Below are 13,736 nucleotides of genomic sequence, written 5' to 3'. Positions count from 1 at the left end.
CGTGGCATAAGCCTTCTGGCGGCGGCCGACCGGGGGGTTTTAGGGAGGCAGCCGGCAACCAACCCATCAATGACCGATTCCGGGGAGCAGCGCGGGCTTGGCGCGTTCGCCGACGACGACAGACCGGCTGCCGAGGCACGTGCAGTCGCGGGCAACGGCGGCCACGAGGCGAGTGTCGTCGACGCCGACGAATGGCGATACCCCGAGGCCGACGGTACCGTCGAACTCGCGGTGACGCAGGTCGACTACACGATCGAGGGGAGTGGGAGCGACGAGTATCCCGTCGTCCACGTTTTCGGACGCACCGCGGATCGGGAACTCCTCCACGTGCAAGTCTATGAGTTTCGACCCTACTTCTATGCGCCGGCCGACAACGTCGACGAGGACCGACTCGCGAGTTACGACAGCGTCACCGGCTGGGAACGCACCGACGACAACGGCGAGCCGTACGAGTCCATTCGTGGCGAGGAACTCGTCAGGATCTTCGGCCAGACGCCGCGGGACGTCGGGCAGATCCGTGACGACTTCGATCACTACGAGGCGGATATTCTCTTCCCGAATCGCCTCCTCATCGACAAGGACATCACCAGCGGCGTCCGGGTTCCCGATCGTCGCACGGAGAACGGAACGATCCGGATCCCACACGATGAGATCGAAGCCATCGACTACGACGCCGACGCGAGAGTCAACACCTTCGACATCGAGGTCGACGACCGGTCGGGTTTCCCCGAGGACGGGGAGGAACCCATCATCTGTCTCACGAGCCACGACTCCTATCGCGACGAGTACGTCGTCTGGCTGTACGACTCGCCGGTCGGGATCGACCCGCCGGAGGCCCTCGAACAGTACGAACCGCTGGAGGACGACTTCGAGGCGGATGTCCGCGTCTTCGAGGAAGAGGAGCGGATGCTCGAAGCGTTCCTCGAATACATCGACGAGACCGATCCGGACATCCTGACGGGCTGGAACTTCGGCGACTTCGACGCGCCGTATTTCATCGACCGCTTGCAAGAACTCGACCCGGGGACCGACCGAAACCTCGACATGAACCGGCTCTCCCGGGTCAACGAGGTCTGGGAGAGCGACTGGCAAGGCCCGGACATCAAGGGCCGGGTCGTCTTCGACCTGCTACGGGCGTACAAGCGGACGCAGTTCACCGAACTCGATTCCTACCGCTTAGAGGACGTCGGCCAGGAGGAACTCGGCGCGGGGAAGGAGACGTATACGGGTGACATCGGGACGCTGTGGGAAGAGGATCCCGAGCGACTCCTCGAGTACAACCTCCGTGACGTCGAGTTGTGTGTCGAACTCGACCGCAAACAGGACATCATCGCCTTTTTCGAGGAGGTAGCCACCTTCGTCGGGTGCAAACTCGAGGACGCCCCGACGCCGGGCGATGCCGTCGACATGTACGTGTTGCACAAGGCATTCGGGAACTTTGTCCTGCCCTCGAAGGGCACTGTCGAGTCCGGCGAGGAGTTCGAGGGCGGGGCCGTCTTCGAGCCGATCAGCGGCATCAAGGAGATGGTAAGTGTCCACGACCTGAAGAGCCTCTACCCGATGTGCATGGTAACGATTAACGCATCCCCGGAGACGAAGGTCGACCCCGAAACCTTCGACGGGGAGACGTTCCGTGCACCGGACCCTAGCGGCCAGCACTTCCGGAAGGAACCCGACGGGATCGTCCGTGAAATGGTCGAGGAATTGTTGTCAGAACGCGAAGAAAAGAAAGCCCTTCGAAACGATCACGAGCCCGGAACCGAGGACTATGAGCTCTATGACCGCCAGCAAGGTGCTGTCAAGGTCATTATGAATAGTTTGTATGGCGTTTCGGGGTGGGACCGATTTCGCCTGTACGACAAGGACAACGCGGCGGCCGTGACCGCGACGGGGCGAGCGGTCATCGAGTACACGGAGTCGGCCGTCAACGATCTCGGCTACGACGTGACATACGGCGATACTGATAGCGTTATGATAAGTATGGGGACGGACATGTCCGTCGAGGACGCCATCGACCGTTCGTTCGAGATCGAGGAGGCGATCAACGCCTCCTACGACGAGTTCGCCAGCGAGACGCTCAATGCTGAGGAGCATCGGTTCCAGATCGAGTTCGAGAAGCTCTACCGGCGCTTTTTCCAGGCGGGCAAGAAAAAGCGCTATGCGGGCCACATCGTCTGGAAGGAGGGCAAGGACGTCGACGACATCGACATCACAGGCTTCGAATACCAGCGCTCTGACATCGCACCGATCACCAAGCGCGTCCAGAAGGAAGTTCTGGATCTGATCGTCACCGAGGGCGACGTCGAGGCCGTCACGGAGTACCTCCACGACGTGATTGCGGACTTTCAGGCGGGCAACGTCGACATCGAGGACGTCGGTATCCCCGGCGGGATCGGCAAGCGCCTGAACAATTACGACACCGACACGGCCCACGTTCGGGGGGCGAAGTACGCCAACGAGCTCCTGGGGACGAACTTCCAGCGGGGCAGCAAGCCGAAACGGCTCTACCTCAAGAAGGTCCATCCCGAGTACTTCCGCCGGATCGAGGACGAACGTGGTCTCGATCCCTCCCGGGATCTCATCTACGGCGAGTTCAAGCGTGACCCGGACGTGATCTGCTTCGACGTCGCCGAACAAATCCCCGAGGAGTTCGAGGTCGACTGGGAGAAAATGCTGGAGAAAACACTCAAAGGCCCGATCGCCCGCGTTATCGAGGCGCTGGGCGTTTCCTGGCAGGAAGTAAAGAGCGGCCAGGAACAGACGGGACTCGGACAGTATATGTGAGTCACTGGGGTCAAGCCGAGACAGTATTGGCCCGGATTCTGTCCCGTACATGTGCGGGATTTCGCCCACGTTCTTGGTTTTTCGTTAAAATTCCTTTGGAGATTCTCAAAGCAAGTATGTAGTCATGCGAAAGCATTATGGGTACGACAGCCCCATTTTCGGTTGACCTAGAACATGGCAACACTCGAAATCAACAATCTTCACGCGAAAGTCGCTGAGGACGGAGGCGAAGGAATTCTCGAGGGCGTCGACCTGACCGTCGAGGCCGGTGAGATTCATGCGCTGATGGGACCGAACGGCAGTGGGAAATCCACGACGGCGAAGGTCATCGCCGGCCATCCCGCCTACGAAGTGACCGAAGGGGAAGTGCTCATCCACCTCGACGGTGACGAGTTCGATCAGGAGATCCCGGAAGACAAACAGACCTGGAACCTGCTCGAACTCGAACCCAACGAGCGTGCCGCACTCGGCATCTTCCTCGGGTTCCAGTATCCGGCGGAGATCGAGGGCGTGACGATGGTAAACTTCCTTCGGACGGCCTTGAACGCCAAACTCGAAGAACGCGAGGAACTCTTCGAGGACGACGAGGAAGCCGAAGCAGACGAAGACGCAGACGAGGACGCCGGCTACGACACCTCGCCGATGGAGGGCCCCGCTGACGAGGGTGAGGTCAGCGTCGCCGAGTTCCAGCAACTCCTCAAAGAGAAGATGGAACAACTCGACATGGACGAGTCCTTCGCGGAGCGATATCTCAACGCCGGCTTCTCCGGCGGCGAGAAAAAGCAAAACGAGGTTCTACAGGCGGCGATTCTCGAACCCGACATCGCGGTGCTCGACGAGATCGACTCCGGGCTCGACATTGACCGTCTGCAGGACGTCGCCAACGGGATCAACTCCCTCCGGGACGACCAGGGCACGGGTGTCCTCCAGATCACCCACTACCAGCGCATCCTCGATTACGTCGAGCCGGATCACGTCCACGTGATGCTCGACGGGAAAGTCGTCGAGAGCGGCGGGCCGGAACTGGCCGAGCAACTCGAGGACGAGGGCTACGACTGGGTTCGCGAGCAGGTCTACGAGGCGGCCTGAGGTGACTAACGTATGAGTTCAGACAACGACCTCGAATCGACCGACACGGAGGCTCGATTCGAATTCAAGAAAGAGCAGAAGTCGGCCTACGAAGCGGAGGTGGGCCTCACAGAGGAAACAGTCCGAAAGATCAGCGAAGACAAAGACGAGCCCGAGTGGATGCTCGACCGCCGGCTCCGTGCCTTAGAGCACTACAAGCAGATGCCGATGCCGACCGACTGGCCCGGCCAGCCGGACCTCTCGGAAGTCAACGTCGACGAGATCGTCCCGTACATCCGCCCGGACATCGAGACCCGCGGTGGCGCGGATGAGTGGGACGATCTCCCCGACGAGATCCAGGACACCTTCGACAAGCTGGGCATCCCGGAGGCCGAGCAACAGGCCCTCTCGGGTGTCGGTGCCCAGTACGAATCGGAGATCGTCTACCAGAACATGCAGGAGCAGTGGGAGGAGAAGGGCGTCGTGTTCATGGACATGGACAAGGCCGTCCAGGAACACCCCGAGCTCGTCCGGGAATACTTCATGACGAAGTCCGTCCCGCCGAGCGACAACAAGTTCGCCGCGCTCCACGGCGCAGTCTGGTCGGGCGGCAGCTTCGTCTACATCCCCGAGGGCGTCACCGTCCAGATGCCCATCCAGGCGTACTTCCGGATGAATTCGGAAGGCATGGGCCAGTTCGAGCACACGCTCATCATCGCCGAGGAAGACTCGGAAGTCCACTACATCGAGGGCTGTTCTGCACCCCAGTACGCCCGTCACAACCTCCACAGTGGCGGCGTCGAGGTATTCGTCAAGGAGGGTGCCCACGTCCAGTACTCGACGGTCCAGAACTGGTCGAAGAACACCTACAACCTCAACACCAAACGCGCCATCGTCGAGGCCGACGGGACGATGGAGTGGATCTCGGGGTCGATGGGATCGAAGGCGACCATGCTGTATCCCGCCACGATCCTCAAGGGCCCGGGCGCGACTGACAATCACATCACGATCGCCTTCGCCGGCGAGGGTCAGAACATCGACACCGGGGCGAAAGTCTATCACAACGCGCCGGACACCAAATCGACCATCGAGTCGAAGTCGATCTCCAAGGACGGCGGCCGCACTAACTACCGCGGCCTCGTCCACATCTCCGACGGCGCGGAAAACTCCTCGACGAACGTCGAGTGTGACGCGCTGATGTTCGACAACGAGTCCACGTCGGACACGATGCCGTACATGGAGATCCAGGAGAGCAAGGTCGACGTCGCCCACGAGGCGACGGTCGGCAAGATCGGCGACGAGGACGTCTTCTACCTCCAATCACGGGGGCTGGACGACGACGACGCAAAGCAGATGATCGTCGCCGGGTTCATCGAGCCGATCACGGAGGAACTGCCCATCGAGTACGCGGTCGAACTCAACCGTCTCATCGAACTCGAGATGGAGGGGAGTCTGGGATGAGCACGCAGGTACGCGCCACTGTCACCGCCGACCAGGTCGAACAGATCTCCGCCGAGCTGGGCGAACCCGAGTGGCTGACCGAGACGCGACTCGAGGCCTTCGAGGCCCTTGCGGACCTCGACATGCCGTCGGTCATCCGGACGCCCGGTCGGGACTGGACGAACCTCGATGCGCTCGATTACGAGAGTCTCGTCGACCCGCTCGCCTTCGAGGAAGAGAAAGACCGGATCGAGGCCGAGGGCGTCGACGTCCTCCCATGGGCCGAGGCCCTCGAAGAGCACGGCGACCTGATCGAGGAACACTTTGGCAGCGTCGTCGATCCCCAGCGGGACTACCTGACTGCGCTGTCGACCGCGCTGTTCAGTGCCGGGACGGTGGTCTACGTCCCCGAGGGCGTCGCCGCCGAGGACGTCAAGATCCGGACCCGGATGAACTCCCGATCGCTGTTCAATTACACGCTCGTCATCACCGAGGAGTCGGCCTCCGTGACGATCTTAGAGCGCCAGGAAACGGGCGAGGAGCTCCCCGGCGAGCAGTACTACTCGGGCGTCGTCGAGGTCGTCGCCGGCGAGAACAGTCACGTCCAGTACGGTTCCCTCCAGAACCTGAGCGAGGCGACCTACAACTATTCGGTCAAGCGTGGCCACGCCGGTACGTACGCCACGGTCGACTGGATCGAGGGCAACATCGGGTCGCGACTGACCAAGACGAACGTCGAGACGCGCTTGCTCGGCGACGGCTCCGAGTCCCAGATCGTGGGTGCGTTCTTCGGTCACGAGGACCAGCACCTCGACATCGCCTCGCGGGTCTGGCACGAGGCCGAGCACACGACGGCCGACCTCGTGACCCGCGGCGTGCTGGACGATGAGGCACGCTCGGTCTACGAGGGTGTCCAAGACGTCGGCACGGACGCGTGGGACACCAACTCCTACCAGCGCGAGAACACGCTGATGCTGAGTGACGACAGCGAGGCCGACGCCAGCCCGAAGCTCATCATCAACAACCACGACACCGAGGCCAGCCACTCCGCGACCGTCGGCCAGGTCGATCAAGAGGACCTGTTCTACATGACCTCCCGCGGCGTCGACGAGGAGTCGGCGACGAACATGCTCGTCGAGGGCTTTTTCGTCCCGGTGCTTGAAGAAGTCGCCGTCGACGAGTTGCGAGAGGATCTCGACGAACTGGTCCTCGACCGGCTCAGTTCCTGAGTCTTTCGCCCCACGCACGATTCCCGACCGAACTCCCGTCCTGTCGTATTCGGCCATTGGTTTGTCTATTAGCCACGTGCTGTAATCGTGACGCCGCGTGACGTCTATCAACTAGCACACCCCGAGGTCGTATACCATTCCGATAAAGTTTAGTGAATATGGATTTTCAATTGTCATAGCGGCGGGGAGAACGACGCCGGGGGCCAGCGCGGGATGGGGGGCTACTATCCGATACATTGTCGCTACCGGTGACCGGGTACAGTCGTTACTTCTCACCGCTGGCAACCATGAAACGACGTGACTACTTACGATCGCTTTCGGCACTGGCCGGCCTCGCCGGCGTTTCGGTCGCATCGGCAGAAGGGAATCCGTCAGAGTGGGAACCGGAAACCACCTATTCGGGGGGTGACCGGGTCGTCCATAACGGTAACATCTGGGAAGCCCAGTGGTGGACGCGCGGCCGTGAACCGGCCGAAAACGCTGCCGTCTGGGAGCGGATCGAGTCAGTCGATGGGAGTGACGGAACCGGCGACGACGGGGACGGTGCCGACGACAGCGGAGACACTGGAGAGGGGGATTCCGAGTACCCCTCCTGGGAGGCGAGTAGGACGTATACGAGCGGCGATCGAGTTACCCACGCGGGATACGTCTGGGAAGCCGAGTGGTGGACTCGGGGTGACGAACCAGGGGCCGACGAGTGGGGGCCGTGGACGGAAATCCGGGCCGTGCAAGCGGGTGACGGCGAGGACGGCGGATCGAGCGAACTCGAGGCCGTCGTCGACGTTTCGACCCAGTTCCCGGACGTCGGGGAGGAAGTGACACTCGACGGGTCCGAATCGACGGGGAACGTCGATTCCTCCGAGTGGGAAATCGAGGGAGTCGGGACGGCCTCCGGCGTCGAACACACGCTGTCGTTTTCCCAGGGGCAACACGAGGTCACGTTGACAGTGAGCGACGGCGCTGGAAACGCCGACACGGATTCGATCACGATCACCGCGGGTCGTCCCAGTACAGACGAGCAACGCGTCGTCGCATACTACCGCCAGTGGGCGCAGTTCGACCGGAACTACCTCCCGGCCGACATCGACTTCGATCGCGTCACGCATCTCCAGTACGCGTTCGCCCGGCCGGAATCGGACGGGTCAGTCACGCTCGTGGGGGACAGTTACGCCCGGAACGTCTTCTCGGCCGAGAAAGACTGGCAACAGCCCGATCGCGGCAAGTCATTCGCCGGCTACGCTGCCGAACGGGACGACGTCTCGTTCGTCCTCTCCATCGGGGGGTGGGGAGATTCCGAACACTTCTCTGACGCCGCACTCGACCAGGGAAGTCGCGAACAGTTCGCCAGCGATTGCGTCGACCTCGTCGAGAACAACGACATTGACGGCGTCGACGTCGACTGGGAGTTCCCCGGCGGTGGCGGCGAGGAGGGGAACACGGTTCGTGCGGGCGACCAGGAACGATTCACACTCCTCATGGAGGAGGTTCGCGATCAGCTCGACGCCGCCGCGGAAGCGAATCCGGACCGCTCGGAACCGTACGAATTGACGGCGGCGATGAGTCCCGCGCCCGAGACGGTTCGGGGTCTCGAACACGGTCGCCTCAGTGATCTTCTGGACTTCGTCAACGTGATGACCTTCGACTACCGGGGGATCTTCAGCGAGACGACCGGCCACCACGCCCCGTTGAAGGCGAACCCCAACGACCCACTGGAGACGGGCCCGGAGTGGAACGCCTCCTACGCACTGTCGTTCTACGAACAACAGGGCTGGGAACCGGCACAACTCAACATGGCCGTCCCGTTCTACGGCCGTAGCTGGACCGACGTCCAGCCGCCAGAGGGTGACTTCGGGAACGGCGTCGACGACGGGTTGTTCCAGCAGTATCTGGGCGACGGGGCCGACGCGAGCGGCGACGGGTCGTATCCGCGGGGGACCGACGTGAGTGGCGTCTGGGAGTACTTCGACCTCGGGGGCGACGGTCGTGAGACCAGCGACGGTCGCATCGGGTCGAATCCGATCGATCTCGACAGCGCCGCCTGGGAGACGTACTTCGACGACCAAGCCGTCTGTTCGTACAGCTACAATCCGAGCGAAGGCATGATGATCTCCCATCCGACCGAGCGCTCGATCGAGGCAAAGATGCAGTGGCTGGCTAGCTCGCCCTACGGCGGAACGATGCTGTGGGCGATCGGCGGCGACACGAAAGAGGGGACGCTCATCACCACGCTCTGGGATACCCTCAACGGCTAGTCCGGCTGTCGCTCCGCGATCGACCGGGACATGCCGGCGACTGCGATGGAACTCGACTCTCGACGGGACGTGGGGGTATCACCCGACGAACGACGGATACGAACACAGCAATGAAACACACACGACGTGACGTACTGCGGAAAGCATCGGCACTGGGAGCAGCGGTCATCGGCGCGAGCGGCGTTTCAGCGGCGGCGGACTGCGACGGTGTCGCCGAGTGGAAATCAAATGGAACCTACACGAGCGGCGATCAGGTCGTCGACGACGGATCACTCTGGGAGGCCGAGTGGTGGACTCGGGGTGACGAACCCGGGGCCGACGAGTGGGGGCCCTGGGCGGAAGTCGGTGTCTGCAGCGGCGATGACGGTGGCGATACTGGGGATGACGATGGCGGTGGAAACAACGGTGACGAGGAGGATGACGTCGACGATAGCGACGCCGGAAAGGGGGCCGACTGTCGCGGCGTCGTCGAATGGGACGCCGAGGCAACCTACACGGATGGCGATCGGACCGTCTACGAGGGATCGCTCTGGGAAGCCGAGTGGTGGACCCGGGGTGACGAACCGGGGAGTTCGGAGTGGGGGCCGTGGGAGGCAGTCGGTTCCTGTACGCCGATGCCGGACGCCAGCTTTCGCGTTTCCTCGAGGAGGCTCGATCCGGGCGAGACCGTCCGGATGGACATGACCGCATCGGAGAACTGGGACACCTACGAGTGGACCCTGGACGGGGAGCCGATGGACTGGGGGGAGACGCCCGAGCACACCGTCTCCGAGGCGGGGCGATACAGCGTCGCCCTGACAGTCACGGACGCGGATGGGAACACCGACTCGACGACGAAAACGATCTCGGTCGGAACAATGTCGTCCCCGATCGACGGCGGGATCTACTCACCCTACCAGGGCACGTGGTACGATGTCGTCGAGGACACACTGGAAACGGATACCGACCGCGTCATTCTCTCGTTCGTGGGTGACGCCACGCGCGACGGCGAGATCGATCCCGGCTGGCTGTCGGGCTGTAACGCCGGGTCCTGTGACGAGAGTCCCCTCTCGGCACAGGCCGATGCGATCCGGACACTGCAAGACGAGGGCATCGAAGTCGGGATCTCGATCGGCGGCTGGCACAGCCCGGTCGTCGCACGCGACGCGAGCGACGCCACCGAACTCAAGGAGGCCTACGCGACCATCCTGGATACGTTCGGGATCAACCATCTCGACATCGACGACGAGAACGCCGACCAGCGCGATCGGACGGTCTACGAGATGCGCAACGAAGCCCTGGCGATGCTCAACGACGAGCGGCCGGACCTCACGGTTGGCTTCACCGTCTCGTGTACCGCGGACGGTATCGTCAGCCACGGCCACTCCCACGGCAAGACCTGGGTCAAAGACGCCGCCGAGAAAGGGGTCGATCTCGATTACGTCCAGCCGATGACGATGAACTTCGTCAGCAGCTTTGCGGACATCCCGCCGGCGCTGGAATCGACTGTAGACTTCCTGAGCGGGGACGTCTATCCCGGAACGACCAGAGACGAGGTCTGGTCAATGGTCGGTGTCACGCCGAACATCAACGAGCTCTCGATCCAGGACGCCCGGAACCTGCTCGAATACGCCGAGGAGAAAGGGATGTACAGCATCGCCCCATGGGTGCTCGGCGACGATGAGAACGGCGAGTTCTCGGCGATCTTCCACCAGTTCGAAAGCGAGTGAACGGAGTCACCGGTCGTGTCGTACTGCGCCGACCGGGCCGTCTCTCACCCTCGAACAGGTTCGAGAATACGTAACGAACCGCAGTCGAGTTTTCTGAGACAGTCCATCAGGCGATCGCTTCAGTCCGTCCGAGCCCCAGTCGTCACGCCTCGATCACTGCAATGAAAATTCGGTACGCATAGATTCTGTCCGGCCACGCTACCTGGGACTGTGGGAGAGTGGGCACGGACTCTTTTCGAGGACGTCGGTCGTTTCCCGCAGGAACGGGTTTAAGGGGACGCCTCCCGGAAGAATCACTATGAACGGTTGTTCGCCACGGGGGGAGAGACGGTGAGTCTTCGAGAGCCGATCGGCTCGGATCACCAACTCGCCCGGCTCCTCCAGATAGGGGTCGTCCTTCAGGAGGTTATCGAAGCGCGATCGACCAAGCATCTCGAATCGAGTGAGGCGATCGGTGCGGAGCTGGAAACGCTGCTAGAAACCGCCGTGACGCAGGCAAATCAGCACCGGGCTCGTCTGGAGACGCTGATCGCCGATCTGGACGCTGATAGCGTCGACTACGAAGACATCGAGCCACTCGTCGAGGCCCAGTACCAGGCCGATCAGAACTTCGACGATATCCTCTACGATCAGCTCTGTAACGCCGAGACGGCCTACAAATTCTTCGACGATCTGCTCGGGGCGCTGGAAACGAGTGACACCGACTACGGAGTGGATCACGAGGAACTCGTTTCTGTCCTGGAAACGCTACGGGAGGCAGAGGCGCGTGGCGTCGAGACGGTCACTGATCTCATGGAGGCCCAGCGATGAACACAGCCGAACAGTATCTCAAGGCGATCTATCTGGTCCAACAGCAGGAAAACGGCCCAGCACCGACCGGTCAGATCGCCGAGCGCCTCGGCGTGAGTCCAGCCAGCGCTAACGAGATGGTCGGTAAACTCGAAGAGCGCGATCTGCTCGAACACGAGAAATATACCGGCGTGACGCTCACTGACGACGGGATCGCCCGTGCGCGGGATGCGCTCCAGACGTACTGCATCATCGAGCGCTTCCTGGTGGAAGTTCTCGACGTGGCGGAGTTCCGCACCGAAGCGAAACAACTCGAAAGTGTCATCGACGAGACGGTTGCCGAGCGACTGGATACAATCATCGACCGACCGGAGAAGTGTCCGGACTGCTTCGACGCCGACGGGGACGTGTGTGGTCGACTCGATGTCGAAGTTGAAGCGTCTGACTGAGCGCTCCAGCAAGGTGGATCTGTCTTGGCTGGTCGCAAGGATAACGCTATTAAAGACTCATCGTTAAGGTTCGGTTGCAGTCCCGTGGTGTAGTGGCCAATCATAGAGGCCTTTGGAGCCTCTGACGGCGGTTCGAATCCGCCCGGGACTATTTTGCCGCGAGCAAGTTCGCGAGCGGCAAATACGTCCAGCGGATTCGAAGCTGGGAACGAAACGAGCGATAGCGAGTGGAGTGACGGCGGTTCGAATCCGCCCGGGACTATCGTCTCGCGAACGGACGTGAGCGAGAGATATCCCAAGGCGGTTCGTATCCAGAGGACGAGCGGATGCGAGTCCTCGCGGTTCGAATCCGCCGGAAGACTCGCTTTGCTCGTCTTCCGAGCCCTCGTTCACTTCGTTCACGAGGACGCCCGGGACTATCTTCTCGCGAACGGACGTGAGCGAGAGATATCCGGACTCGTTCGACAGCGCTATCGAGTGCTTCGGTTGATCGCGTTCTCCGTGTTTCTCGTCCCGATCACAGGGATTATGATTGCCAGTAGCCAGGCCCACGATCCGCTGGGCGTGCTTTTCAGTGGGGCTCTCGTCGTCGGGTACTGGGTGGCTTCGCGAGGACTTCGAAAGCGGGTATATGCTGCCTTTGAGTATGCTGTCGAGAAGACGTCATCCGAGGCAGTGATCGAAGCCTACGAACACTTGGCTACCGTCAACGACATCGATGGCAGCCAATCACGCTGGAGAACGGTATTGTACGCTGAACCGCCGCTCGAAGCGGTTCTCGACCGACTTCGCGAGCGCCAGGAATGAAGCCGGGGCTCGGACAGATAGCTCTCAAAGATCGAAGTAGTTGGTTCGTCGCGGTGAGCGACGAATAGTGCAGAATTACTGACGAACGAGATTCGCCGCGCGCGGTCCTTTCGGGGAGGACTCGATATCGAACTCAACCTCAGTCCCTTCTGTCAGATCCTCACCGCCGACATCCTCCATGTGGAAGAAGACGTCTTCGTCTTCGTCGAGGTCGCCGTCATCTGTCGAAATGAAACCGTAGCCGCCTGTGTCGTTGAAGAAATCAACCTTACCGTTTGCCATTACAACCAACTGTAAGACCGAGTACGGGATAACCCTTCCGAGAGGAGAGTTACCACAACGCTTCGCAGAACACAATGGGAGAGTCGGAACCGATGTGTGGTAGCGAAACGCCGGGTGGGGGAGAAACCCGGCGGGCTGGCAATTGATGGCATCGGACGAGCGTCGTCGTCCGGTTCACCGCGGGGGGAGTGTCGCGGTGACATGTCGGTTTGACGGCGACCACGGTGTGATCGCCCGGGTCGATGACAGTCGGGCGCGCACCGACCCATGTGAAGAAAAGACGGTATGTAATGTAAATCGAACGAGTGTTTTCACAGTCAGAAGATCGTACTTCGGTTCACCGGTTCCGCCGGAGCGTACCGGTGGCATATCACAGGGACAGCCGACGAAATGGCGAAACACCACCCGGGAGTGGCCACCCACAGATCGCCGGGGATCAGACTTCAAAGCGCCAGTAGGCCGCCCCAACGACCAACAGGAATCCAACAGCCATCGAGCCAAAGCGCGGGGCCTGTTGAGTCAGGAAATCAGCCTCGGAAGTGAGATGTCTGCCCTGGAGGAGATAGAACGCCCCCTCGTACTGGACGTTGTAGAGTTCGATACTGTCCGGCGGTGGCGTCACCGATTCGGGAGCGGTCGCGATCGACCGGTTGATAGTCTCGGGGGTTGCTCGACGTGCCTCGTCGAAGACGCCACGGGCGGACTCATTGAGGGTCGCGTACACGAGGTTCGTTTGCCCGGAGTAGTCACTCCAGTTGGCCTCGACGTAAAATTCGACGCGGTTGTCCGGGACATCCGCCGGGACAGCTATCGGGAGGGCTACCAGAGCCACGCCAGTGGCAAGGAGGATGCCAACCAGGACGGTGGATCGATCGATGTCCATGCTGGAGGTCCGGTGAATGGGAAATTTCGATCGCTCTTGACAGG

The 13,736-nt window shown here is 61.5% G+C and carries 11 protein-coding genes and 1 tRNA gene; 10 read left to right on the top strand and 2 right to left on the bottom strand.

Going from position 1 to position 13,736, the window contains the following annotated elements; all coding sequences use genetic code 11:
• Window positions 1-69 precede the first annotated feature (69 nt).
• From HBNXHr_RS05985 to HBNXHr_RS05940, 10 genes are all read left to right on the top strand, one after another.
• Complete coding sequence (locus HBNXHr_RS05985; protein ID WP_275883534.1) at window positions 70-2,784, top strand: DNA-directed DNA polymerase; 2,715 nt, start codon at window positions 70-72, stop codon at window positions 2,782-2,784.
• Between the two features lie 174 nt (window positions 2,785-2,958).
• On the top strand, window positions 2,959-3,873 hold the full coding sequence (locus HBNXHr_RS05980; protein ID WP_275740385.1) for an ABC transporter ATP-binding protein: 915 nt from the start codon (window positions 2,959-2,961) through the stop codon (window positions 3,871-3,873).
• A gap of 12 nt (window positions 3,874-3,885) precedes the next feature.
• Window positions 3,886-5,313: a Fe-S cluster assembly protein SufB gene (gene sufB / locus HBNXHr_RS05975; RefSeq protein WP_275883533.1), complete on the top strand. Its 1,428-nt coding sequence runs from the start codon at window positions 3,886-3,888 to the stop codon at window positions 5,311-5,313.
• A complete protein-coding gene (sufD, locus tag HBNXHr_RS05970; protein WP_275883532.1) occupies window positions 5,310-6,521 on the top strand; it encodes a Fe-S cluster assembly protein SufD in 1,212 nt (403 codons plus the stop codon). The genes sufB and sufD overlap by 4 nt, the downstream gene beginning before the upstream one ends.
• 287 nt (window positions 6,522-6,808) lie before the next feature.
• Window positions 6,809-8,773: a glycosyl hydrolase family 18 protein gene (locus HBNXHr_RS05965; RefSeq protein ID WP_275883531.1), complete on the top strand. Its 1,965-nt coding sequence runs from the start codon at window positions 6,809-6,811 to the stop codon at window positions 8,771-8,773.
• 110 nt (window positions 8,774-8,883) lie between these two features.
• Window positions 8,884-10,482, top strand: coding sequence for a carbohydrate-binding protein (locus HBNXHr_RS05960; RefSeq protein ID WP_275883530.1), 1,599 nt, complete (start codon window positions 8,884-8,886; stop codon window positions 10,480-10,482).
• A 330-nt stretch (window positions 10,483-10,812) separates the two neighbouring features.
• A complete protein-coding gene (locus tag HBNXHr_RS05955) occupies window positions 10,813-11,292 on the top strand; it encodes a ferritin-like domain-containing protein (RefSeq protein WP_275740380.1) in 480 nt (159 codons plus the stop codon).
• Window positions 11,289-11,720, top strand: a complete 432-nt coding sequence (locus HBNXHr_RS05950; RefSeq protein ID WP_275883529.1) for a metal-dependent transcriptional regulator — start codon at window positions 11,289-11,291, stop codon at window positions 11,718-11,720. Before HBNXHr_RS05955 ends, HBNXHr_RS05950 begins: the two co-directional genes overlap by 4 nt.
• A 78-nt stretch (window positions 11,721-11,798) precedes the next feature.
• Window positions 11,799-11,871, top strand: a tRNA-Gln gene (locus HBNXHr_RS05945).
• Window positions 11,872-12,086: 215 nt separating this feature from the next.
• Window positions 12,087-12,527 (top strand): hypothetical protein, encoded by a 441-nt coding sequence (locus HBNXHr_RS05940; protein ID WP_275883528.1) that lies wholly within the window; start codon window positions 12,087-12,089, stop codon window positions 12,525-12,527.
• Window positions 12,528-12,602: 75 nt separating this feature from the next.
• On the opposite strand, the gene HBNXHr_RS05935 is transcribed toward HBNXHr_RS05940, so the two are convergent.
• Together HBNXHr_RS05935 and HBNXHr_RS05930 are read right to left on the bottom strand one after the other, a co-directional pair.
• Complete coding sequence (locus HBNXHr_RS05935) at window positions 12,603-12,809, bottom strand: cold shock domain-containing protein (RefSeq protein ID WP_008527278.1); 207 nt, start codon at window positions 12,807-12,809, stop codon at window positions 12,603-12,605.
• 436 nt (window positions 12,810-13,245) lie between these two features.
• Window positions 13,246-13,692: a hypothetical protein gene (locus HBNXHr_RS05930; RefSeq protein ID WP_275883527.1), complete on the bottom strand. Its 447-nt coding sequence runs from the start codon at window positions 13,690-13,692 to the stop codon at window positions 13,246-13,248.
• Window positions 13,693-13,736 lie beyond the last annotated feature (44 nt).

The sequence above is a fragment of the Halorhabdus sp. BNX81 genome (assembly GCF_029229925.1).
Classification (GTDB): domain Archaea; phylum Halobacteriota; class Halobacteria; order Halobacteriales; family Haloarculaceae; genus Halorhabdus.
This window is presented reverse-complemented; position numbering and strand designations above follow the sequence as displayed.

Excerpts from the sequence above, each read along its gene's own strand:
- HBNXHr_RS05935 (WP_008527278.1), bottom strand. The coding sequence starts at position 12,809 with ATGGCAAACGGTAAGGTTGATTTCTTCAACGACACAGGCGGCTACGGT.
- HBNXHr_RS05980 (WP_275740385.1), top strand. The coding sequence starts at position 2,959 with ATGGCAACACTCGAAATCAACAATCTTCACGCGAAAGTCGCTGAGGAC.
- HBNXHr_RS05930 (WP_275883527.1), bottom strand. The coding sequence starts at position 13,692 with ATGGACATCGATCGATCCACCGTCCTGGTTGGCATCCTCCTTGCCACT.
- sufB (WP_275883533.1), top strand. The coding sequence starts at position 3,886 with ATGAGTTCAGACAACGACCTCGAATCGACCGACACGGAGGCTCGATTC.
- sufD (WP_275883532.1), top strand. The coding sequence starts at position 5,310 with ATGAGCACGCAGGTACGCGCCACTGTCACCGCCGACCAGGTCGAACAG.
- HBNXHr_RS05950 (WP_275883529.1), top strand. The coding sequence starts at position 11,289 with ATGAACACAGCCGAACAGTATCTCAAGGCGATCTATCTGGTCCAACAG.
- HBNXHr_RS05985 (WP_275883534.1), top strand. The coding sequence starts at position 70 with ATGACCGATTCCGGGGAGCAGCGCGGGCTTGGCGCGTTCGCCGACGAC.
- HBNXHr_RS05965 (WP_275883531.1), top strand. The coding sequence starts at position 6,809 with ATGAAACGACGTGACTACTTACGATCGCTTTCGGCACTGGCCGGCCTC.
- HBNXHr_RS05960 (WP_275883530.1), top strand. The coding sequence starts at position 8,884 with ATGAAACACACACGACGTGACGTACTGCGGAAAGCATCGGCACTGGGA.